Consider the following 20328-nt stretch of genomic DNA (forward strand, 5'->3'; position numbering starts at 1 on the left):
CATCATGAAACTCCCAATAAAGGGAAGATTCCGGACAAGCCGGAATGACGGCAAGGGACAAGCCGGAGTGATTGCATTAGGTATCTTCTGCTTTATTTTTCTAATGCGTTTGCCCTGTCGGCGAGGGTTGATAACATTACTGCTATTGGTATAAGATACCCATATTGAGGCTAAAATAGTCAGAGATAATAAGGTGATAGATGACAATATACTTAAGAGGCTTAAAGACAATGCTTCGCCGTTTAGGGAGTTAGAGTTTACGCCGGAGACATGGGAAAGCGAATTCGGAGAAAACCAAACAGTTAAAACGCCTGTCGGTGATGTAACGCTTGGCAGGAATCAGTATTGGAAGTTAAGGACTAAACGCAGAGAAAAGTATTTTGGGCTGATTAGGCCGACATTGACAGACCCTTTATATGTGGTGGAAGTCCACGACCCAAAAGAGGGCGCGGAGAGGGATACTAAAAGGATTTATATTAAGCCGTTTATCGGTGAAGGCGGGAACACGTATTTCACATCAATTACCATACAGAAAGACGGGAAGGAAATATCAATTAGTAGTCATCAAAAAAACGCCAAAGACTTAATGAGATACATCAAGAATGGTGAAGTGCTATATAGTACGTCGGCACCTGTTCTTCAGCCTGCCGCCTCAAGGCCACAGGAGCACCCCACCAGTGCAGGCGGGCATCTTGATGATGCTTATAGTGTACCAAATTACGAGACCCCTGTCAAGCCCACCGAAGAAAATAATCCTGATATACTGAAGAGGCTTAAAGACAATGCCGCGCCGTTTAGGGAGTTAGAGTTTACGCCGGAGACATGGGAAAGAGAATTCGGAGAAAACCAAACAGTTAAAACGCCTGTCGGTGATGTAACGCTTGGCAGGAATCAGTATTGGAAGTTAAGGACTAAACGCAGAGAAAAGTATTTTGGGCTGATTAGGCCGACATTGACAGACCCTTTATATGTGGTGGAAGTCCACGACCCAAAAGAGGGCGCGGAGAGGGATACTAAAAGGATTTATATTAAGCCGTTTATTGACAAAGATAAAAATACATATTTCACATCAATTACCATACAGAAGGATGGGAAAGAAATATCTATCAGCAGTCATCCTAAGGAGCCCGAATATTTGATTAAGTCCATCAAGAAAGGCAGGATGTTATATGATACGTCGGCCCGTGGGATCTACATCGCTGCCTCAATGCCCCACGAACACCCTGCCAACGCAGGCAGGCCCCTTGATTAGACTGCTTATAGTATACCACAAAACGATGTTCCTGTCAAGCCCACCGAAGAAAATAATCCGATATGTATCAACGAGCCTGTCCAGCAGTCTCCAACCCTGCCCAGCGCGGGAGGCCGTTTTCGTCTCTTAGTCTCAGTGTAGCCCCACCCTTTTTAACCTCCGCCGCTATGATGGCCGGGCTGCCGTCGAATGTTGCCTTAGCGCCCCTGACTTCAACGGTGTCGCCCTTGTCAAACTTAACATCCTGTCTTTCAATAAACCCCGAGGTGTACGCAATTGTGCCATCTCCGGTTTTCAGGATTAAGAGTATGCCAATGGACATCCCTCTTACCGGCGACGTGAACGTTTCCACTGCCTCAACCGCTCCGGTTATAACATCCACAGTCTTAGTGTCATACATCTTCTGATACTGGTCGCCGCTTCCCCAGCCACCACTTCCCTTCCAGCCGCGCCAGGGCTGCGACGACGCTGACACAGCACCCCCCTGCGCCAGTAATAATAGTATCAGGGCCAGCGCCGCAATCTCCCTTGCCATAGTCCATGCCTCCTACACTAAGTTATGGCCATATTTTACTATAATTGCCCCGTGATATGCGCGACTTTCGTGAGGCAAAAAAAATCTCAGATTAGTTTTTGGGGCTGTCTTGACTAAAGATTTCCTGTTTTGTTATCATCCATGACCATCAGGTATACACCTGGAAAAAGAGGTTTAACGAGAGAGAGATGTCAACAAAAAAAGCAGATGAGAAACCGCCCGTAGGTGAGAAACCGCCGAGGCTCAGTAAGAAGGCCGATAAGAGGCAGGAGGCTATTCTCATGATGAGAAATAGATTGGTTTACATGAGACGGCAGTTGTTAAGCGGTGCGGAATATGTGAAGAACAACATGCCGGACACGGTATCCTTTCCCGACCTTGGCGACCAGGCCAGCGCGGAAATAGACATGAATTTTATGCTCAAGCTCAAGGGGCGCGAACAGAAGCTGCTCAAAAAGATAGACGTGTCGGTGGAGCGTATTGAGGAGGGCACGTATGGGTTATGCGAAAACTGCGGTGAGGAAATCAGCATTAAACGCCTTGAGGCCCGTCCGGTAACCACTCTGTGTATTGATTGCAAGACCGAACAGGAAGAAGAGGAAAAGATGAGGGAAGAGTAATGCCGGATATTAAGACAATATTAAGAGCGCCTCTGTCTGTCGTCGTAGTTTGAATATTTCTCCTGCATGAAGTCCCCGAATAAGTTAAAACACAGTGCCGTTACCGCGATTGCCAGTCCGGGAAACAGTACCATCCACGGCTCTGAGATGATATATGCCCTGTTCTCCCCAATCATATTACCCCAGCTTGGCGTGGGTGGTTGCGGCCCGAGGCCAAGAAAACTCAACGACGCCTCAGTCAATATATACCCGCTGAACTTTATTCCCAGTATAACCAACCCCAGAGAGAGGCACTGCGGGAAGATATGCACTGCAAGAATTCTTAGATTACCCGCCCCAAGTGACCGCGCCGCCTCCACATAGGCCATCTCTTTCACTTTTAGCACCTGCCCCCTGATGAGCCGCGCAAATGACGCCCATCCAACCAGCGCAATGGCCGCCATGACGGTAAACTTCGTCGGCGGCAGCACTACCGATATGCCAATGGCAAGCAGCAGCGATGGAAACGCAAGTGTCAAATCCACAATCGCCATCAACAGCGTATCCACCCAACCGCCGTAATAACCTGAGAGCAGCCCCACCGTAAACCCTATGCACAGAGAAACCAACGCCGCGGCAAACGACACGCCCAGCGATATCCTGCCGCCGTATAAGACGCGCGCCAAAACATCCCTGCCCTTGCAATCAGTCCCGAACGGGTGCCCCGGCGAGGGTGCGGCCTTAATCTCGTCAAGATTAATCGAAATCGGGTCGTAGTGTGTTATATAAGGGGCAAACACGACCGCAACCACGATGAGCAACAGCACGATTATGGGCAGCCTTGAAAACATATTATCTTTTAACAATCCTCACACGCGGGTCAACTATCTGGTATGACACATCCACTAGGGCGTTCACTACGACAAATATAAAGGTGCCCGTGATAATACATCCCAAAATCACGGGGTAGTCCCGCTTTAAAATCCCGTCAACTGTAAACCTGCCAATGCCGTCCCAACCAAACACGGTCTCTGTCAGCACCGCGCCGTTTAGAAAACTTGCGAAGTCAAGACCAACCACGGTTATCAGGGGGATTAAAATACTTTTCAGGAGGTGGATATAGTTTATACGCCAGTTTTTCAGGCCCTTGGCGCGAAGCACCCGAATAAAGGGCATCGCAAGGGTCTCAATGGCCGATGAGCGCGTGATTCTGGCGATACTTGCCATAACAGGAAGCGACAGGGCGATGGCCGGAAGGATGACGAATCTTATGCCGCCCGTCCCTGAAGGGGGCAGGAGGCGGAGTTTCAGGCTGAATATGATAATCAGGACGAGGCCGCTCCAAAATACGGGCAGGCTTAGGCCGGTGAGAGATAGTGCCGAGCATATCTTATCAACGGCGCTGCCCTGCCTAAGCCCGGCGGCAAAGCCAAGCGCCAGTCCACCGATGATGGCAATGGCCATAGCGGCGGCGGCAAGGTATATCGTATTGGGCAGTTTTCGCATGATTTCAGTGAGGACATCGCGGTTGGTGTAATATGACCGGCCAAGTTCACCGCGGGCAAGCAGCGCAACGTATCCCATGAACTGCGAGATGAAGGGTTTATCAACGCCGAGGGCGCTATTGATACGTTTAATATCGTCGGGGTCGGCGTGCTGCCCGATAAGCCCTGAGGCGGGGTCACCGGGTAAGAGTTTGACGATAGAAAACGTAATAAACGTAATTCCAAGGAGGAGCAACACCAACATCGTGAGTTTTTTTATAATGTATGCGAACAAGTCCCGTTAACCCGAAATCCAGACAATCAAATAATCTCCTGTGAACTCAATACGTTTCACCTGTGAACCCACCGTGCGCAGATTATAACACATCGTTACAAAAAATTATGCCGACATGGCGGGGGTAATGTATATCCATGAAAATATTTTTCTTGACAACACTAACCGAAATTAGGTACTTTTGCACTGAGGGTACGTGGAGGGGCATGACGTGAGGAGGGGCATGACGTGGTATTGATAATCTCATTTTACAAGTCATTGCTGAAGGACCTTGAGAGCTACCTCAGGGCGAATTTTCCTGACGTTGCCGTAGATAAGGCATCCCATGATGTTGACGGCCTGAAAAAGATAGAAGAGGATTCTGTTAAATATGAGCTGATAATAAGCGACTGGGACAACTACGGTTATGTAAACGGGCTTACGATACTAAAAAAGGTAAGGTCAAACCCTGCGATAAAGGAAACGCCGCTTGTAATAATAACCGAAAAGCAGGACAAGGAAAGCGTATTGGCATGTGTAAAAGCGTCTGTAACGGGTTTCATAACGAAACCGCCGCTGTCGCAAACGATAGACGAAAAGACATTCAATATAAAACTAAGGCCATATATAGAAAAAATCTCACAAAATGCCCGGGACGTGAATCAATCAGCGGTATGAGCCAACCGCTGCAGACCTGCCGCAAATGAAACAAATCGCCCTGAGGCGATTTTGATTGGAATGGAGAAAACATGGAACTGTTATCACAGTTTTTCAAAAGCCACATGGACTATGTATTTCTCATTTATGGGTTTGCTTTTATTTTTATGGGAATTGCGATATCGTTACAACCCAAGAGTGATAGTAAATTCAGATTATCGGATCATATATGGCTGCTATCCACGTTTGCCTTGTTACATGGAGTAAATGAGTGGTTAGATATGATGGCACTTATTCATCCATCACAGAATATCCTGAAGATATTGAGTTTTATTTTTTGTGCAACGTCATTTTGTTTCCTGTTTGAATTTGGCAGGAAATCATTAATAACATGTGTCAATTGTCCTCCACATAAATATTACCAATACCTGAAATGGTGGTTAATTCCGCTGGTTTTGTCTATTATATTGTTATATATATATAGTTCTACGGAATGGATCACCACCGGACAAATATTGTTCAGATATTTTGTAGCACTGCCTGGCTCTCTTCTTACTGCAGTTGCCCTATTAACATACCGCAGGGAGGCTGGTATAATAGAACATAAACGATCTGATACATACTTTATAATTGCCGCAATAGTTTTCATAGCATATGGCATATTTGCCGGCGTGGTTGTACCTAAAGGCAGTATATTTCTGTCCAATATGATTAATGTTTCGAGTTTCCTATCTTTCACAGGCATACCAATTCAGGTGTTCAGAGCGATGTCGGCTGTGATTATTGCTTTTTCTATCGTAGGTATAATCAAGTTATTCAATTACGAGTCACGCAAAAAAAATCTGCAGACAACTAACTCGATACTTTCCGTGTCGCTGCAATCTGTTTCTATGGACAAACTATGCAGAGATATATTAAGGATATTAATGTCCATTCCCTGGCTGCATATGCAGAATAAAGGAAGTATCTTTCTTGCCGATGAGGAAAACAAGACTCTCAGGCTGGTGGCATCCCATAATTTCAGCGATGCACAGCTAATGGTATGCTCTACGATACCATACGGTAAATGTCTCTGCGGTTTATCTGCATCCACTAAAGATATTGTATTTTCACGAAATAGCAGAGAAGACGGACATTCTATAAGTTATGAAAATATACCCCCACACGGGCATTACTGTGTGCCTATCATTTCTGCTGACAGATTATTAGGAGTAATCAATTTCTACCTGAGCGAAAGATACAATCGCAACAATGAGGATGACGCATTTTTAAGAAGTATATCTGGCACAGTTGCTGGTGTAATACTGCGCAAAGAGACGGAAGTGAAAAATGGTCAGAATTATTTAATTCAGAGTGTTATAAATCAAATATTACTGATATCCCTTGAGCCGATTTCATTGAAAGAACAATTACAAATGGTACTTGATATAATTAGTGATATTCCATGGCTATTAAAGAAAACTACGGGATGTATATTTGTAATTGAGGATAACCCTGAAGTTCTTGTAATGAAGGCACGTAAGGGTGTCTCGTTAGATTTATTTAAGGCCTGTAGCCACCTTCCTTTTGGAAAATGCTTATGCGGGCGAGCTGCTGAAACGGGTAAAATAGTATTTAAATCCACAATAGATGAACACCACGAAATAAGATTTAAACACTCGCAGAATCACGGACATTACTGCACACCTATAATCTCAAAAGGAAAGGTGCTGGGTGTTATAAATCTATATGTACCAGAGGGACACAAACGTAATGACCTTGAAGATAACTTTCTGACATCTGTATCAAATGTATTAGCCGGCATGATCGAACGAAAGATTGTAGGTGATAGAATTTCTCATATTACCAATCATGATGCCCTTACAGGACTTCCAAACAGGTCGTTATTTTCTGATAGATTGAACTATGAGCTGAAATATTCAAAACGCGAAGATAATCAGTTGGCGGTATTGTACATAGATATAGACAATTTTAAGGATATTAACGATGCAATGGGGCATGTTGTAGGCGATACAATATTGAAGGAGACCGCTAAGAGATTAACGAGCTGTGTACGCGAAATAGATACAGTAGCAAGGATGAGTGGTGACGAGTTTTCAATAATTGCATTGAATATCGTGACTATCGCTGATGCCGAAAAAATAGCCGAAAAAATATTACAAACATCTGAACAACAGATTGAAACACCAAAGGGTTCTCTCAAGATTACTATGAGCATAGGGATAAGTGTCTATCCAGTTGATGCAATGGACGCCGTCGAACTTTTAAAACAATCTGAGATTGCACTGTATCATTCAAAGAAGTCAGGGAAAAACACGCATACGTTTTTCAATGCCGATATGGATGCCATGATACATGAGAGGATACAGTTAGAAAATGAACTGCGCCACGCGATAGACAATAATGAGTTGATAGTTCATTATCAGCCACAAATAGACATTAAAAATGGAAGGTTGATAGGAGCTGAAGCGCTGGTGCGCTGGCAACATCCACAACGAGGGCTGATACCGCCATATAAATTTATCCCTTTGGCAGAGGATACGGGATTGATAATATCCCTCGGTGAAGGTGTTTTGCGTAATAGCTGTATGCAAAACAGTGCGTGGCAGAAAATGGGATTACCCCCTATAACAATAGCTGTAAACGCTTCATTGAAACAAATAGCCCGACAATATAACTTTGAGGATTTGGTAATGCAGGTTATATATGAAACAGAATTGAACCCCCGGCATTTGGAGATAGAATTTACAGAGAGTTTATCTATGCAAAACGTGGATGCAACAATCCGATTATTAAGAAAACTAAACTCAATAGGAGTGCAGGTAGCAATAGACGATTTCGGCACAGGGTATTCATCCCTGAGTTACTTAAAAAATCTTCCATTTAAGAAATTAAAAATAGATAGAAGTTTTATAATAGAAATATCAAGCAACAAGGATGATATCACAATAGTAAAGACGATAATAGATATGGCACATAATCTGCGATTAAAAGTAATAGCCGAGGGCGTGGAAACGATAGCACAGTTAGAAGTATTGCGCTCACTTGGCTGTGATGAGGTACAGGGGTATCTATTCAGCAAACCAGTGCCATCTGATGAATTTGAGGTTTTGTTGAGGGAGGAATATATATACATTAATTATAATGGAAATACGCTGGAGGTAGCAAAAATATGATGCGTTCAACTGAAAGGGGCAAATAAAAAACATCGCCATAAGGCGTGATTGCCTTATGGCGAGTTTGGGTTGTAAGCTTAGACTTCAGTGATTTCTATAGCTATTGCACCGTTTGGATCGCCTTTATTAACTATTACCTCTTTTGCTGTATCATACAGAGTATTATCAGCCGAATCTCTTGGCGCTTGTGTTGGCGAAAAACTTTCAAGGCCTCCGGTCTGTCTGTTCGTCGCAATAATTATATCGTCAGGACATCTTAAGACTATTTCCATTGTTGTTGTGGCACCAGCTAAATTCGCAGCCTTAAGATATATGCTGCCTTCTCCAAGTATTGTAATCTGTTTATAATCTTCATCAAACATCTTTTTAAGTAATTCATCAATACTCGTATTTAATGCTGCCCCTATCAACACATTTCCTATGCCAGCAGTAACACCAGCTAAAATAGCTTCTGACGCAACTTTAGCGCCAGCGCCAAAAACGTTATGTAACAGCTTCACTACGAACTTTTCCATGTCCGTAAGCTCTATAGTTTGAGTGATTTTGAATTTTATCTGAGTATTTCCAGATATTTTCTCCTTGAAAAGTATTTTATTCTCAAAACTGCTATTCGTAAAAGAAACCGTACCGGTTTCAATAGTAATGGTCTTAATAGTTCCCACCTCTCCTCGTCCAGCGCTCGGATAGAACAATGTTGCTGCTAAGACATTAGTAATCTTACCCCCTGATGCTTTTGTTCCTTTGTCGATTTTCAACTCATTCAGAGTAATTTCAAAAGTACCTGCTGACATTTTTCCTTCTCCCTACAACATGATTTTATCGAGGAAAATCCTCACCGTTATAAACGCAATTTACATGCCAGATGAAAAATATTATAAGTAGTTGTTTTTATTGCATAAATATTCTGCGGTAATATTGAACAATGGTAACGCGCTCCATATTGTATGGTATGAATTCCTATTTGCTTGTTTTGCGGGTCGTATCTGAATTATGCGTTTAAACAACTCATCATGTCTCTTAAAGCTCCTTTCGCTTCATACAGCAATTTCTTTTACCTTGAAATCACCGGGGATGTCCTCCAAAACCATCAGGCGATATGCGTCTTTAATGTTCTCTTCCAACTCCTCAAGGGTTTCGCCTTGTGTCATAATATCGGGATGGTCTAACAGCTTGCCTAACCAAAACTTATCCCCCTTCCAGTAAATCATCGTCATCCGGTGCGTCATATCATCCCCGTCCATAAAGTTATTATATCAGATTGCCCCCAAAATAAAACACATATTGACCTATAACCGCCCGTTTTTATATAATCTTACTAATGATACCCTGGGGGAGGCTGCCGCCTGAGTGTGTGTGCGGGCCGCAGTCTGAGATACCTGCTTTACAGGTGACCCCTTGAACCTGAAACGGGTAATTCCGGCGGAGGGAACGGGCGGCTGGCTTCCGTTGATGTTCCCGCCCCAATTAATATGAAGAAATAGGCATGGTGATTAGACTGATATGAAAATACGGCTAAACGGCAACGACTATATCACAAAGGCGGCCTCTACCGTCTCTGACCTGCTCATTGAGCTTGACATTAATCCCCTGCGCGTGGCGGTTGAGCTTAATATGGCCATCGTTAAGAAGGCCCAATACGACAGCGCCGCCCTCAAAGATGGCGACAATGTCGAGGTGGTTAATTTCGTCGGCGGCGGCTGAGCGCCTGTGCTTATAGAATAATCAGGAGGATATTTCTTTATGGAAAACGCATCAAATGACAAACTGACAATTGCCGGTGTGGAGTTTAAATCCCGATTGTGGGTCGGCACGGGCAAATATAAGGATTTCGAAGAGACGAAAAAGGCCATTGAGACCTCCGGGGCGGACATGGTCACGGTGGCTGTGAGGCGAGTGAATATTTTTGACAGGAAGACGCCCAATCTCCTTGATTACATTGACCCCAAGGTGTATAAAATCCTGCCCAACACGGCGGGATGCTACAACGTTGAGGACGCCCTTCGCTATGCCCGGCTTGGGCGTGAGGCGGGTATTTCGGATTTCGTCAAACTTGAGGTCATCGGCGACGACAAGACATTATTCCCTGATGTGTGCGGCCTCCTCAAGGCTACCGAGATACTGGCTAAGGAGGGTTTTATTGTCCTGCCATACTCAACTGACGACCCAATTATCGCCCAAAGGCTTGTCAACGCCGGGGCGGCGGCCGTTATGCCACTCGGTGCCCCTATTGGCTCAGGCCTCGGGATAAGGAATCCATATAATATTAAAATCATCCTTGAGACGGTCAAGGGCGTGCCAATTATAGTGGACGCCGGAGTTGGCACGGCCTCAGACGCCGCTATTGCAATGGAACTTGGCTGTGACGCTGTTTTGATAAACACGGGAATTGCCGGTGCGACGCAGCCCATCATGATGGCCGCCGCTATGAAACACGCCGTCATCGCGGGGCGGTTTGCCTATAAGGCCGGCAGGATTGCCCGCAGGCTCTACGCCGCGGCAAGCAGCCCCTTTGACGGGATGCTCTAAATATGGTGAACAGATAATGGCAAATCTTGATTTTAAGTTAATGCTTATCACCGGAGCCTCAGACCCCGCCCGGGCGCTTTTGACCGCGGTCGGGGAGGCCCTCAGGGCCGGGGTGAAGGCCGTGCAGCTTCGTGAAAAGTCCATATCCGCATGGGCGCTTATGGGCATGGCCGTAGAGCTGCGCCATATGACAAGACAATACGGCGCACTCCTGTTTATCAACGACAGGGTGGACATTGCCCTCTGTGCAGAGGCCGACGGCGTGCAGCTTGGGGAAAAAAGCATCCCGATAGACGCCGCCAGAAGGCTTGCCGGTGGCAAACTGCTCATAGGCAAATCCACGCACAGTCTTGACGAGGCCTTTGAGGCGCGGCGCAAGGGGGCGGATTATCTCCTGCTCGGCCCAATCTACCACACCCCGTCAAAGGCGCAGTACGGTGAGCCGATAGGGCTTGACATAATTCAAGAAGTAAAACACAAGGTAAAACTGCCGGTGTTTGCCGTTGGCGGCATTAAACCGCAACACGTAGAGGAGGTCATGGAGTTTGGGGCGGACGGCATTGCCGTCATTTCCGGGATACTGTCTTCTGACAATATCTCTGTCGTAACAGAAAAATACCTGGAGCTGCTGAAATGACAAGAATAGAATCCGCCCGCAAGGGCATCATTACCGATGAGGTGAAAGAGGTGGCCAGCGCCGAGTGCCTGCCCCCTGAGACGGTCTCCGCAGACCTCGCAAACGGTTATAGCGTAATCACCAGAAACACCAAACGCGCCATTACACCGCTGGGCATAGGGCGCGGTATGCGCACAAAAATCAACGCCAACATCGGCACATCAAAAGACCACGTATCCATTGACGAGGAACTTGATAAACTCTCCCTGCTGGTCAAATACGGCTCTGACGCCGTGATGGATTTATCCACCGGCGGCCCCATCAAAGAATTACGCAGGACGCTGACAGAACACTCCCCTATCTCAATCGGCACGGTACCCATATACGAGGCCGCGGTTAAGGCCGTCGAAAGGCACGGCTCAGTCCTTAAGATGACCGTGGATGAGCTGTTTGAGACAATCGAATCACACGCCGAAGAGGGCGTGGACTTTGTTACCGTACACTCCGGCCTCACAATGGGGGCGGTAAACCATCTGAAGGCGCAAGGACGAATCCTCGATATAGTCAGCCGCGGCGGCTCAATCATGCTTGAGTGGATGATCGTAAACAACAGGGAAAACCCCCTCTACGAGCACTATGACCGGCTCATAGAGATATGCAGAAAGTATGACATGACACTGAGCCTTGGCGACGGCATGAGGCCGGGCTGCCTTGCCGACGCCACTGACCGGGCACAGGTAGAGGAGCTTATTATACTTGGCAAGCTCCAGAAAATCGCCCTTGAGGCCGGTATTCAGGCGATAATCGAAGGACCGGGGCATGTGCCGCTCCCACAGGTGGAGATGAACATAAAGCTCCAGAAATCCCTCTGTAACGGCGCGCCGTTTTATGTGCTTGGGCCATTGGTGACAGACTGCGGCATGGGCTATGACCACATATCGGCGGCCATCGGCGGGGCAATCGCAGGGGCGGCGGGGGCGGATTTCCTGTGTTACGTTACGCCGTCTGAACACGTTCGGCTTCCCAATGTGGAAGACGTCGTAGAGGGCGTTATCGCCTCAAAGATAGCCGCCCACGCGGCGGATATTTCAAAGGGGATACCGGCGGCCATTGAAAGAAACAACAAAATGGCCCGCTACCGAAAGGCACTCGACTGGGAAGGGCAGATTTCTATGTCCTTTAATCCTGAAAAAGTCAGGGCGATGCGCGCCCATATGCCGCCAGCGCAAAAAGAGGTATGCAGCATGTGCTCCGATTTCTGCGCGATTAAGACGGTGGAGCGCGCCCTGCACGGGAAATAACGCGTGGCATAGCATGGTTGACTTAGTGAAGATGAAATCCGCGTTGACCGTGGCAGGGCTAGACCCGTGCGGCGGGGCCGGGATTGCGGCTGATTTGAAGGTGTTTCGTTCCCTCAATGTACACGGCATGGCTGTGGCGTCCTCTTTAACGGCGCAAAACACGCTTGCTGTGGCGGGGGTTTACGGCGTTGACGGCGCCATCTTTGAACGGCAGTTAACCGTCTTGCTTGATGACATCATCCCCGACGCCCTCAAGACAGGCGTCCTGTGTAACGCCGAACTTGTCGCCATCTTAGTTGGCATGATTAATAAGTATAATTTAAAGAACCTCGTAGTTGACCCTGTTGCGGTATCGTCATCGGGAAAGGAGATGCTTGATGTTGAGGCAGTCGCCGTGATTAAAAGAGACCTGCTGCCGCTGACAAAGGTTTTTACGCCAAACATTTTCGAGGCCGCGCTCTTTTGCGGCTCAACTGTGGAGACTGAGGCAGACATAATGGAGGTCACGAAATCGCTTCACGCAATGGGCTGTGCGGCAGTGGTAATAACCGGCGGACATCTCAGGCACGCGGCAGCAGACACATACTATGACGGCACCAATTTCATAAAAATTGAAACGCCCCTGTATGACGGCAGTTACCACGGCACGGGCTGCGTGTTTTCGGCGGCCATAGCGGCCAATCTCGCCCTTGGGCACAACTGCCCCGATGCCGTAAAAATGGCAAAAAAAACCGTAGAGGCCGCCATCAAAGGTGCCTATCGCATTGGCAAAGGGATGAGAGTGCTTCGTGCATAAGGTAAAGACAGTCTTCGAGTGCCAGTCCTGCGGGGCAGCCTCTCCAAAGTGGCTTGGAAAGTGTCCGGACTGCGGGGCATGGAACAGTTTTGTTGAGGAAAAACAGGACAGGGTAAAGGCAATAAAAAAAGATGGCGGGGCAGCCCCCCAGTCACTCGCCGATATAACCCTCGACAGCGAAGACCGCCTGAGCACCGGCATTGAGGAACTCAACAGGGTACTAGGCGGGGGAATCGTCTCAGGGTCGCTTATTCTGATTGGCGGAGACCCCGGCATTGGCAAGTCCACACTCGTCCTTCAGATGCTGTGGAGCCTGTACGTTGAAAATCCCACTATAAGAACCCCCGCCCTTTATGTCTCCGGCGAGGAATCCCCAAAGCAAATAAAACTCCGGGCAAATAGGCTTAATATATCAGGGCAGTCAGTGAATGTCCTGTCTGAGACGTGTATGGAAAATATCTTTGATCACATAAAACGCATGAAACCATCAATAGTTGTCATTGATTCGATTCAAACGGTGTTCACACAGGAAATCCCATCGGCACCCGGTTCTGTCGGGCAGGTAAGGGAATGCGCCCTAAAGCTGATGATGTTCGCTAAAGGCTCCGGGACCCCTATATTCCTTGTCGGGCATGTGACAAAAGAAGGCGCTATCGCCGGCCCACGGGTGCTTGAGCATATTGTTGATACGGTGCTGTATTTTGAGGGTGACAGGGGGCACGCGTACAGGATTTTACGGGCGGTAAAAAACCGCTTCGGCTCAACAAACGAAATCGGGGTCTTTGAGATGAGAGACGGCGGTCTGGCAGAGATAACAAACCCCTCTGAGCTGTTCCTGTCCGAAAGGCCGCAGAGTGTCTCAGGCACAACAGTGGTAGCAACCGTTGAGGGGACACGCCCGATAATGGTGGAACTTCAGGCCCTTGTCTCCCAGTCAACGTTTGGCGTCCCGCGGCGCGCCACTATTGGCGTGGATGTCAACCGCGTCAACCTGCTGATAGCGGTGCTTGAGAAAACCGGGGGATTACACCTCGGCGGGATGGATACATTTCTCAATGTAGTCGGGGGGTTGAGGATAGCCGAACCGGCCTTTGATCTTGGGATAGTAACAACAATAGCGTCGTCGTTTAGGGAGCTGCCAATACGGCAGCATGTGTTTGTGTTTGGAGAGGTAGGACTTTCGGGCGAAGTCAGAGGGGTGTCTCACGCCGAGGCAAGAATCAGAGAGGGGGCAAAGATAGGCTTTAAGGAGGCAATCCTGCCTGAGTCCAATCTCAGCAGGCTTAACGCAAATATTAAACCAGAAATAAAACTAATAGGAGTGAAGGACATTGATGAGGCCATTAAAGCAGCTCTTGATATTTAGTATTTTTATCCTTGTGATTTCCTGTACGGCACAGGTCTCACACAGGGAAACCCCTGAAGAGGCGATACTGACATTACCTATGCTCATGGACAGGTTAGGCCACATTGAGCAGATCAAGGGGTCGGCCTCAGTGGACATAAAAATGGACGGGGGGAGCCTCTCAGGTGACGCCTCAATCAGGGTAACGGCCGATGGTTTTGATGTAAAAATATATGCGATGGGCTTTCCGGTGGGCGAACTCAAACAAAGCGGCGGGGTCTTTCAAAGTAGCCCTGAGTTAAAGGGAGATGACGAGGTCGCAGTGGTTAAATGTATCAAAGAGGGGATTTTCTGGTGGAACTCAAAGGATATTAACATAACCGACACTGGAAGCTCTTTCTATCTGAAGAGGCCCGGGCAAATAATAGTCATTGATAAGACTACCCTTAAACCCATAGAACAGGCGATAGCGCTCCCCAGAGGCGAGAGTTTGCACATCGCATATAAGGAGGCCAGGAAAATTGAAGGGATATGGTTTCCCATGAAACTTGAGGCGTCATCAGAGAGGTACAACATTACCATAGAGTTCGACAAGGTAGAGTTAACAACCGACACAAATAAGGATTTGAAGAGGCGCACTGTTACAAGAACACAACCCGCTAAGGAAAGCATGTGGGGACCGAACCCCAGGTGAGAATAGTCGCCGAACAACAGACACTCGCCATACTTAACCAAGTTCGAAAGAGGTGACCCCGAAGAGCTTTTCAATTTCTATTTTCGGTTCCGTTTTCGTATACATGCGGGCTGTTTCAAAAACCCTGGCCATACCGTATTTCCCGGCTAAACCGACCGCCTCAGTATTGACCTCTGGCGTATCAAGATATACGCATTTGTGACTCGGCACATGTGATATAAGCGAACAAAAAAGATCTTGGGCAAATTCGGGATTGTCGGCAAAAAGAGGTCCTATTTTAAATCCCTTCTGGCAAGGCCTGATTACTCCAAAACCGGCGAGCCTTTCATTATCTAAGGCGGCAAGACAAATGTGAGCGGGCACATTGATCCAAAGATTAAGGAAGCGTGGGCGGGAAGCAGGGAACAGTCTATCGTCATAAGCAACTACAGTTTCAAACGGTACAGTCAACAATGAAACAATATGTGACGGTATTTTGAAATTCCTTGCAATACCCTCAAACCTGATATTTCTGTAGGCAAGTTTAAAGCCGGATTTTTTGTAATTCTCCTGTTGAGCCAATACGCCGTCAAGCCCTATGTTTCTTTCTCCCATATAGCCAATAGCATGGCGCCAAAGCTTAATCCCATAGCCGCGTCCTCTAAACTCAGGCCGTACTATATAAAATCCGATAAAGCCAAATCCCTTGCCGTAGCTAACAGCCGAAATACAACCAACAGGTTTGTTTTCAATAGAGCCAAGAAAAAAGCCGTTATTGTCAGCCTCATAAAATGGAGAGATATCATGAAGGCCAAGGTTCCATCCCTCGGCACAAGCCCATGTAATTGCTATGCCAATCTCTTCCTTAGACATATTTCTGATAATCAAATCAGGCACATGATATTTAACTTGATATCCTATACTTTAGTAAAGCAAAACTATTACGAGTGCCAAAATAAAATTCCAACTCACCCCGTCACACGATTGCACAAATGAGTAATATTGTGACATAATAGCCTCATCTCAAGACCAGGCAAAACGCTCAGGTGAGTGGGCAGGCCTTGTAAACTATATCATAACAGGGGATGTTAGAAAATGGCAGCGTTAACGTTATTGGGTCAGCAGTTAGTGAAGGCGGGGCTTGTTACTGAGAAACATGTGGAGGAAGGCCTTGTAGTTCAGAAGTCGGACAATGTAAGGCTCGGGACGGCCTTAGTAAAATTAGGGTACATTAAAGAACCGGTACTCATGGAGTTTTTGAGCAAACAGTACAACACGCCCCTCATAGACCTCTCCAAGTATCAGGTTGATACAACACTTTTGAAAATCTACCCCTATGAAAAGGCAAAAAAGAATATGTTGATTCCGGTCTCAAAAGAAGGGTCGTCTCTAAAGGTTGCCATCGCAGACCCGTCCAACAGACCCGCTATTGAAGAGATTCAGTTTATAACCAAAATGAAAATATCCATGTATGTCACCACAGAGGCCTCGATTATAAAGGCAATTGACGAATTTTATCCAAAGGCGGACAAACAAAAAATAGCGCTCGACGGCACGTCACCATCCTCTAAGGTCACACTCGGCATGGAGGAAATAAATAAACTCATCGGCAGAGCCTCTAAGAATATGACGATTGTCGAGGACAAAGAAGAGAGAGTGTCCTTGAAAGACGCCGAGGCAGCCCCAATAATAACGCTGGTCAACGGCATACTGATTAACGCGGTGAGCGACAAGGCAAGCGATATTCATATCGAACCAACAGAGAAGGAAGTCATACTGCGTTACAGAATGGATGGTGTGCTGAAACTGATTATGCCGCTGCCGGGTTCTATCAGAAACGCCCTCATATCAAGGATAAAAATAATGGCGCGGCTTGACATAGCCGAACGGCGCATCCCCCAGGACGGCAGGATAAAACTCAAATACGACAACGGCGGCGAGATAGATTTTCGTGTCTCTACGCTGCCAACCATCTTTGGCGAAAAAATAGTTATGAGGCTTCTTGACAAGACCAATCTTCAGCTTGATTTGACGAAACTGGGCTTTGGCCAGAAACAACTCGAAGACTTTCAGGAGGCCTTGAGCAAGCCCTACGGGATGCTGCTTGTTACCGGCCCCACAGGAAGTGGTAAGACGACCACGCTCTACAGCGGCCTGCAATCCGTAAACAAACCCGACGTTAACATCATGACAGCAGAGGACCCGGTAGAGTATAACCTCACCGGTATAAACCAGGTGCAGATAAAGCAGGAGGTCGGCCTCACATTTGCGGCCGCGCTAAGGGCGTTTCTGCGGCAGGACCCTGACGTAATCATGGTTGGAGAGATAAGAGACCATGAGACGGCTGAAATAGCGGTCAAGGCCGCCCTGACCGGCCATATGGTATTGAGTACCCTGCACACCAACGATGCGCCAAGCACGATAACAAGGCTTATGAACATGGGGATAGAACCCTTTTTGGTATCGTCGTCGGTAATCATGGTGATGGCACAAAGGCTTGCGAGAAAGATATGTGAAAAATGTAAGGGCGAAATCAAGGTATCGGACAAGATACTAACACAGGTCGGAGTCTCCCCTGAGGATTTACCAAATTTTAAGACATTGTCCGGGGCAGGTTGTGACGCGTGCAATCAGACAGGCTATAAAGGCAGAATTGCCTTGTATGAAGTAATGCCTGTAAAAAACGAATTGAGAGAGCTTATTCTCGGCGGTGCCACCGTAGATGAGCTGAAACGAGAGGCAATTAAGCTGGGGATGCTGACACTCAGACAAAGCGGATTAGTAAAGGTGAACGAAGGTGTGACAACAGTGGACGAGGTGCTGCGATGCACGTTCGGCGATTAAATAATTAAGGGCGGGGAGAATGATATATGTCAACAATGGTCAAAATATTAGAGATACTGAGCGACGAGGACATTCAGTGGCTGCTGTCAATGGGCATGGAAGAGCACCTGGAACCGGAGACATTGCTGATAAAAGAGGGGGAGTTTACTGAGGCCGTCTATATAGTGCTTGAAGGGCTTTTAGGGGTGTATCTATCAACAAGCGGCTATAAGCAGGTAGCAACAATAGGCGCCGGTGAGATTATAGGCGAGATGTCCTATCTGGAGAATGTTCCCACGTCAGCCACAGTCATAGCGATTGAGCCATCAATAGTGCTTTCTATTGCAAAGGAGGCCATAGATGACAGGATTAACACAGACCCGACATTCGGAATCCGCCTCTACAAAGGTATAGGTACTGCCGTGTCGCAGCGCCTTCGAAAGGCAATGTCCCGCATAGAGTATATGATAGCGAAACTCGAAGATGTCATAAAATTCCCCGAAGAATCCCCATAACGGTGCCTTGAAATGACTATCCACACAATAGGCCATTCGGACATTCCAACGAATGACTTCGTCAGGCTCCTGAAAACGGCTGCAATAGAAACACTTGTTGACGTAAGAAGCAGCCCATACAGCCGCTACGCCCCACAGTTTAACAGAGAAAACCTGATACGCTCACTCCCCCCTCTACGCTACCTCTACATGGGCAGCCAATTAGGTGGATATCCAAAAGACGCGCCCATATACAGAGGAAAACACCCCGATTACGACCTGCTCAGGAAACAGGATTTCTACATCGAGGGTCTTAACAGGCTCCTTGAAATCGCCCAAGTCTGCAAAGTTGCCATCATGTGCTCAGAGGAAGACCCATTCACATGCCATCGAAGAGCCTTAATAGGCTTTGACCTGCGTGAACGGGGAGTTAAGGTTATCCACATACGGCATGACCGCTCAATGTGCGAAGACGACTATAAAGATATGTCAAAAATCCAGTTGTCGCTGTTTTAACACCATGAAAATATATACGATAGGGTTCTCAAAGAAAACGGCAAGTCAATTTTTCTCAATCCTTCGTGCCAATTCCATCAAACAAGTAGTTGACCTAAGAGAAAACAATACGTCTCAACTTGCGGGATTTACAAAAAGAGAAGACCTGAAATTTTTCCTGAGAGAACTCCTTGACGCATCATACGTTCATATCCCCGAACTCGCACCGGATAAAATCACACGAAACAACTATAAGGCAACAAAAAACTGGGAGCAATACACACAATCCTACATGCAACTAATCAAAGACCGCCACATAATAAATCATCTGCAACAGAACAACCCCCTAATCGAACCATTTGTCCTTCTGTGTTCAGAGCCAAAGGCGGACAAATGCCACAGGCGGCTCGCCGCCGAACTTCTGATTGAGGAACTATTCAGGGATGGAGAAATCATACACCTCTAAAATCACCCGTGTCCACGTATTAATTACCGACCTCACATACATGAGAAACGGCGTCTGTATTGCGGGAGTTAATCTCGACACACTTGAGAACATTCGCCCGGTACGGTTCTCCGGCAATATCCAAATGGACTTCATAAAGGCCAACAACATCTACCCATGCGCTATTTGCACATTCACAGGAATGCCCAAGCTCCACACCACCCCGCCACATACAGAGGATTTCTCCGTCAGAGACAGTGTCTCATTCAGACGATTCGTCTCACAAAACGAGTGGCAGGAGCTACTTCAACACAGCAGCTCAAACTCACTCCCTGACAGGTTAAACAACTCAATCCAGGAAGACAAGTGGATAGCCCCAGGAACTGAAATCCCATCCCTTTCACTCATTAAATTAGAAACTAAACCAATAATCAGTTCAATCACCATTAACAAAGACTACCACCCAGATATAAGGGCATCCTTCACCTCCGGCAACAGCCAGTTCTGCCTAAAAGTAAATGACCTCCAACTTGTTGATTTCCTCATCAGCCGCCACCAAATGCAACAACCACCCACATACGCAGATGACGCCTATGCCGACGACGCAATCGCCGCCGAACAGTTCCTTCAGGAAATAAACAATGACCTCTTCCAAAAAGACACATACACGTACGTAAGAATAGGCCTGACACGCCCTTATCAGGAAAAGTGCTGGCTTCAGATAAACGGTTTATATACAACACACTCAGATACAATGATTAGAAAATTCTCTAAAGATTAAAAGATTAAAGGATTAACAGATTAAAGGATTAACAGATTAAAGGATTAACAGATTAA

The 20328-nt window shown here is 46.9% G+C and carries 22 protein-coding genes and 1 riboswitch; of the genes, 16 read left to right on the forward strand and 6 right to left on the reverse strand.

The annotated features are described in order from the left end of the window. Window positions 1-193 precede the first annotated feature (193 nt). On the forward strand, window positions 194-1252 hold the full coding sequence (locus AB7D94_RS04785) for a PBECR2 nuclease fold domain-containing protein (RefSeq protein ID WP_420264589.1): 1059 nt from the start codon (window positions 194-196) through the stop codon (window positions 1250-1252). Window positions 1253-1319: 67 nt separating this feature from the next. Here AB7D94_RS04785 and AB7D94_RS04790 read toward each other — a convergent pair whose 3' ends face one another. Next, complete coding sequence (locus AB7D94_RS04790) at window positions 1320-1787, reverse strand: MamS/MamX family magnetosome protein (RefSeq protein ID WP_420264590.1); 468 nt, start codon at window positions 1785-1787, stop codon at window positions 1320-1322. Window positions 1788-1975: 188 nt separating this feature from the next. On the opposite strand from AB7D94_RS04790, the gene dksA reads away from it, so the two are divergent. After that, window positions 1976-2407 carry an RNA polymerase-binding protein DksA gene (gene dksA / locus AB7D94_RS04795; protein WP_420264591.1) on the forward strand — a complete coding sequence of 144 codons (432 nt, stop codon included), beginning with the start codon at window positions 1976-1978 and terminating at the stop codon, window positions 2405-2407. A 20-nt stretch (window positions 2408-2427) separates the two neighbouring features. On the opposite strand, the gene AB7D94_RS04800 is transcribed toward dksA, so the two are convergent. Together AB7D94_RS04800 and AB7D94_RS04805 are read right to left on the reverse strand one after the other, a co-directional pair. After that, window positions 2428-3252, reverse strand: coding sequence for an ABC transporter permease (locus tag AB7D94_RS04800; protein WP_420264592.1), 825 nt, complete (start codon window positions 3250-3252; stop codon window positions 2428-2430). Then, window positions 3239-4165, reverse strand: coding sequence for an ABC transporter permease (locus AB7D94_RS04805; RefSeq protein WP_420264593.1), 927 nt, complete (start codon window positions 4163-4165; stop codon window positions 3239-3241). Before AB7D94_RS04805 ends, AB7D94_RS04800 begins: the two co-directional genes overlap by 14 nt. Window positions 4166-4393: 228 nt before the next feature. Between AB7D94_RS04805 and AB7D94_RS04810 the strand changes: the two genes are divergently transcribed. Both AB7D94_RS04810 and AB7D94_RS04815 read left to right on the forward strand, forming a co-directional pair. Continuing rightward, window positions 4394-4822: a response regulator gene (locus AB7D94_RS04810; RefSeq protein WP_420264594.1), complete on the forward strand. Its 429-nt coding sequence runs from the start codon at window positions 4394-4396 to the stop codon at window positions 4820-4822. 71 nt (window positions 4823-4893) lie between these two features. Further along, on the forward strand, window positions 4894-7977 hold the full coding sequence (locus AB7D94_RS04815) for a bifunctional diguanylate cyclase/phosphodiesterase (protein WP_420264595.1): 3084 nt from the start codon (window positions 4894-4896) through the stop codon (window positions 7975-7977). Between the two features lie 77 nt (window positions 7978-8054). On the opposite strand, the gene AB7D94_RS04820 is transcribed toward AB7D94_RS04815, so the two are convergent. Together AB7D94_RS04820 and AB7D94_RS04825 are read right to left on the reverse strand one after the other, a co-directional pair. Beyond that, window positions 8055-8768, reverse strand: coding sequence for a hypothetical protein (locus AB7D94_RS04820; RefSeq protein WP_420264596.1), 714 nt, complete (start codon window positions 8766-8768; stop codon window positions 8055-8057). A 243-nt stretch (window positions 8769-9011) separates the two neighbouring features. Beyond that, window positions 9012-9203 carry a type II toxin-antitoxin system HicB family antitoxin gene (locus AB7D94_RS04825; protein ID WP_420264597.1) on the reverse strand — a complete coding sequence of 64 codons (192 nt, stop codon included), beginning with the start codon at window positions 9201-9203 and terminating at the stop codon, window positions 9012-9014. Between the two features lie 92 nt (window positions 9204-9295). After that, window positions 9296-9423, forward strand: a riboswitch (TPP riboswitch). Between the two features lie 54 nt (window positions 9424-9477). Here AB7D94_RS04825 and thiS point away from each other — a divergent pair. Genes thiS through AB7D94_RS04860 form a run of 7 tightly spaced genes read left to right on the forward strand, consistent with a single transcriptional unit; the run spans window position 9478 to window position 15255 of the window. Continuing rightward, window positions 9478-9678 (forward strand): sulfur carrier protein ThiS, encoded by a 201-nt coding sequence (thiS, locus tag AB7D94_RS04830; protein ID WP_420264598.1) that lies wholly within the window; start codon window positions 9478-9480, stop codon window positions 9676-9678. A gap of 39 nt (window positions 9679-9717) precedes the next feature. Beyond that, window positions 9718-10503 (forward strand): thiazole synthase, encoded by a 786-nt coding sequence (locus tag AB7D94_RS04835; protein WP_420264599.1) that lies wholly within the window; start codon window positions 9718-9720, stop codon window positions 10501-10503. A gap of 16 nt (window positions 10504-10519) precedes the next feature. Continuing rightward, entirely contained in the window at window positions 10520-11140 is a 621-nt protein-coding gene (thiE, locus tag AB7D94_RS04840; protein ID WP_420264600.1) for a thiamine phosphate synthase, read from the forward strand. After that, window positions 11137-12420: a phosphomethylpyrimidine synthase ThiC gene (thiC, locus tag AB7D94_RS04845; protein WP_420264601.1), complete on the forward strand. Its 1284-nt coding sequence runs from the start codon at window positions 11137-11139 to the stop codon at window positions 12418-12420. The genes thiE and thiC overlap by 4 nt, the downstream gene beginning before the upstream one ends. Window positions 12421-12433: 13 nt before the next feature. Next, complete coding sequence (thiD, locus tag AB7D94_RS04850; protein WP_420264602.1) at window positions 12434-13216, forward strand: bifunctional hydroxymethylpyrimidine kinase/phosphomethylpyrimidine kinase; 783 nt, start codon at window positions 12434-12436, stop codon at window positions 13214-13216. Beyond that, window positions 13209-14582: a DNA repair protein RadA gene (gene radA / locus AB7D94_RS04855; RefSeq protein WP_420264603.1), complete on the forward strand. Its 1374-nt coding sequence runs from the start codon at window positions 13209-13211 to the stop codon at window positions 14580-14582. Before thiD ends, radA begins: the two co-directional genes overlap by 8 nt. Further along, entirely contained in the window at window positions 14551-15255 is a 705-nt protein-coding gene (locus AB7D94_RS04860; RefSeq protein ID WP_420264604.1) for a hypothetical protein, read from the forward strand. Before radA ends, AB7D94_RS04860 begins: the two co-directional genes overlap by 32 nt. Before the next feature lie 33 nt (window positions 15256-15288). Here AB7D94_RS04860 and AB7D94_RS04865 read toward each other — a convergent pair whose 3' ends face one another. Then, window positions 15289-16107, reverse strand: a complete 819-nt coding sequence (locus tag AB7D94_RS04865; protein WP_420264605.1) for a GNAT family N-acetyltransferase — start codon at window positions 16105-16107, stop codon at window positions 15289-15291. A 222-nt stretch (window positions 16108-16329) separates the two neighbouring features. Here AB7D94_RS04865 and pilB point away from each other — a divergent pair, with 222 nt between their 5' ends. The 5 genes from pilB to AB7D94_RS04890 are packed head-to-tail and all read left to right on the forward strand — an operon-like array spanning window position 16330 to window position 20272. Beyond that, the gene (gene pilB / locus AB7D94_RS04870; protein WP_420264606.1) at window positions 16330-18078 is read left to right on the forward strand and encodes a type IV-A pilus assembly ATPase PilB; all 1749 of its coding nucleotides are present in this window, start codon (window positions 16330-16332) and stop codon (window positions 18076-18078) included. Between the two features lie 26 nt (window positions 18079-18104). Then, the gene (locus AB7D94_RS04875) at window positions 18105-18572 is read left to right on the forward strand and encodes a Crp/Fnr family transcriptional regulator (RefSeq protein ID WP_420264607.1); all 468 of its coding nucleotides are present in this window, start codon (window positions 18105-18107) and stop codon (window positions 18570-18572) included. A gap of 12 nt (window positions 18573-18584) precedes the next feature. After that, complete coding sequence (locus AB7D94_RS04880; RefSeq protein WP_420264608.1) at window positions 18585-19067, forward strand: DUF488 domain-containing protein; 483 nt, start codon at window positions 18585-18587, stop codon at window positions 19065-19067. A 4-nt stretch (window positions 19068-19071) separates the two neighbouring features. Next, window positions 19072-19512, forward strand: coding sequence for a DUF488 domain-containing protein (locus AB7D94_RS04885; protein WP_420264609.1), 441 nt, complete (start codon window positions 19072-19074; stop codon window positions 19510-19512). Continuing rightward, complete coding sequence (locus tag AB7D94_RS04890) at window positions 19490-20272, forward strand: dual OB domain-containing protein (RefSeq protein WP_420264610.1); 783 nt, start codon at window positions 19490-19492, stop codon at window positions 20270-20272. The genes AB7D94_RS04885 and AB7D94_RS04890 overlap by 23 nt, the downstream gene beginning before the upstream one ends. The last annotated feature ends 56 nt before the right edge of the window (window positions 20273-20328 follow it).

Origin of the sequence: Candidatus Magnetominusculus dajiuhuensis, assembly GCF_046044395.1 — a bacterium.
In the GTDB taxonomy this organism is placed as follows: Bacteria; Nitrospirota; Thermodesulfovibrionia; order Thermodesulfovibrionales; family Magnetobacteriaceae; genus Magnetominusculus; species Magnetominusculus dajiuhuensis.

Coding starts and splice junctions, on each gene's coding strand:
- pilB (WP_420264606.1), top strand. CDS start 16,330: ATGGCAGCGTTAACGTTATTGGGTCAGCAGTTAGTGAAGGCGGGGCTT.
- AB7D94_RS04820 (WP_420264596.1), bottom strand. CDS start 8,768: ATGTCAGCAGGTACTTTTGAAATTACTCTGAATGAGTTGAAAATCGAC.
- thiC (WP_420264601.1), top strand. CDS start 11,137: ATGACAAGAATAGAATCCGCCCGCAAGGGCATCATTACCGATGAGGTG.
- AB7D94_RS04885 (WP_420264609.1), top strand. CDS start 19,072: ATGAAAATATATACGATAGGGTTCTCAAAGAAAACGGCAAGTCAATTT.
- AB7D94_RS04890 (WP_420264610.1), top strand. CDS start 19,490: ATGGAGAAATCATACACCTCTAAAATCACCCGTGTCCACGTATTAATT.
- AB7D94_RS04825 (WP_420264597.1), bottom strand. CDS start 9,203: ATGACGCACCGGATGACGATGATTTACTGGAAGGGGGATAAGTTTTGG.
- AB7D94_RS04790 (WP_420264590.1), bottom strand. CDS start 1,787: ATGGCAAGGGAGATTGCGGCGCTGGCCCTGATACTATTATTACTGGCG.
- AB7D94_RS04880 (WP_420264608.1), top strand. CDS start 18,585: ATGACTATCCACACAATAGGCCATTCGGACATTCCAACGAATGACTTC.
- dksA (WP_420264591.1), top strand. CDS start 1,976: ATGTCAACAAAAAAAGCAGATGAGAAACCGCCCGTAGGTGAGAAACCG.
- thiD (WP_420264602.1), top strand. CDS start 12,434: ATGGTTGACTTAGTGAAGATGAAATCCGCGTTGACCGTGGCAGGGCTA.
- AB7D94_RS04865 (WP_420264605.1), bottom strand. CDS start 16,107: ATGTCTAAGGAAGAGATTGGCATAGCAATTACATGGGCTTGTGCCGAG.
- AB7D94_RS04815 (WP_420264595.1), top strand. CDS start 4,894: ATGGAACTGTTATCACAGTTTTTCAAAAGCCACATGGACTATGTATTT.
- AB7D94_RS04860 (WP_420264604.1), top strand. CDS start 14,551: ATGAGGCCATTAAAGCAGCTCTTGATATTTAGTATTTTTATCCTTGTG.
- AB7D94_RS04835 (WP_420264599.1), top strand. CDS start 9,718: ATGGAAAACGCATCAAATGACAAACTGACAATTGCCGGTGTGGAGTTT.
- thiS (WP_420264598.1), top strand. CDS start 9,478: ATGAAAATACGGCTAAACGGCAACGACTATATCACAAAGGCGGCCTCT.
- thiE (WP_420264600.1), top strand. CDS start 10,520: ATGGCAAATCTTGATTTTAAGTTAATGCTTATCACCGGAGCCTCAGAC.
- AB7D94_RS04875 (WP_420264607.1), top strand. CDS start 18,105: ATGTCAACAATGGTCAAAATATTAGAGATACTGAGCGACGAGGACATT.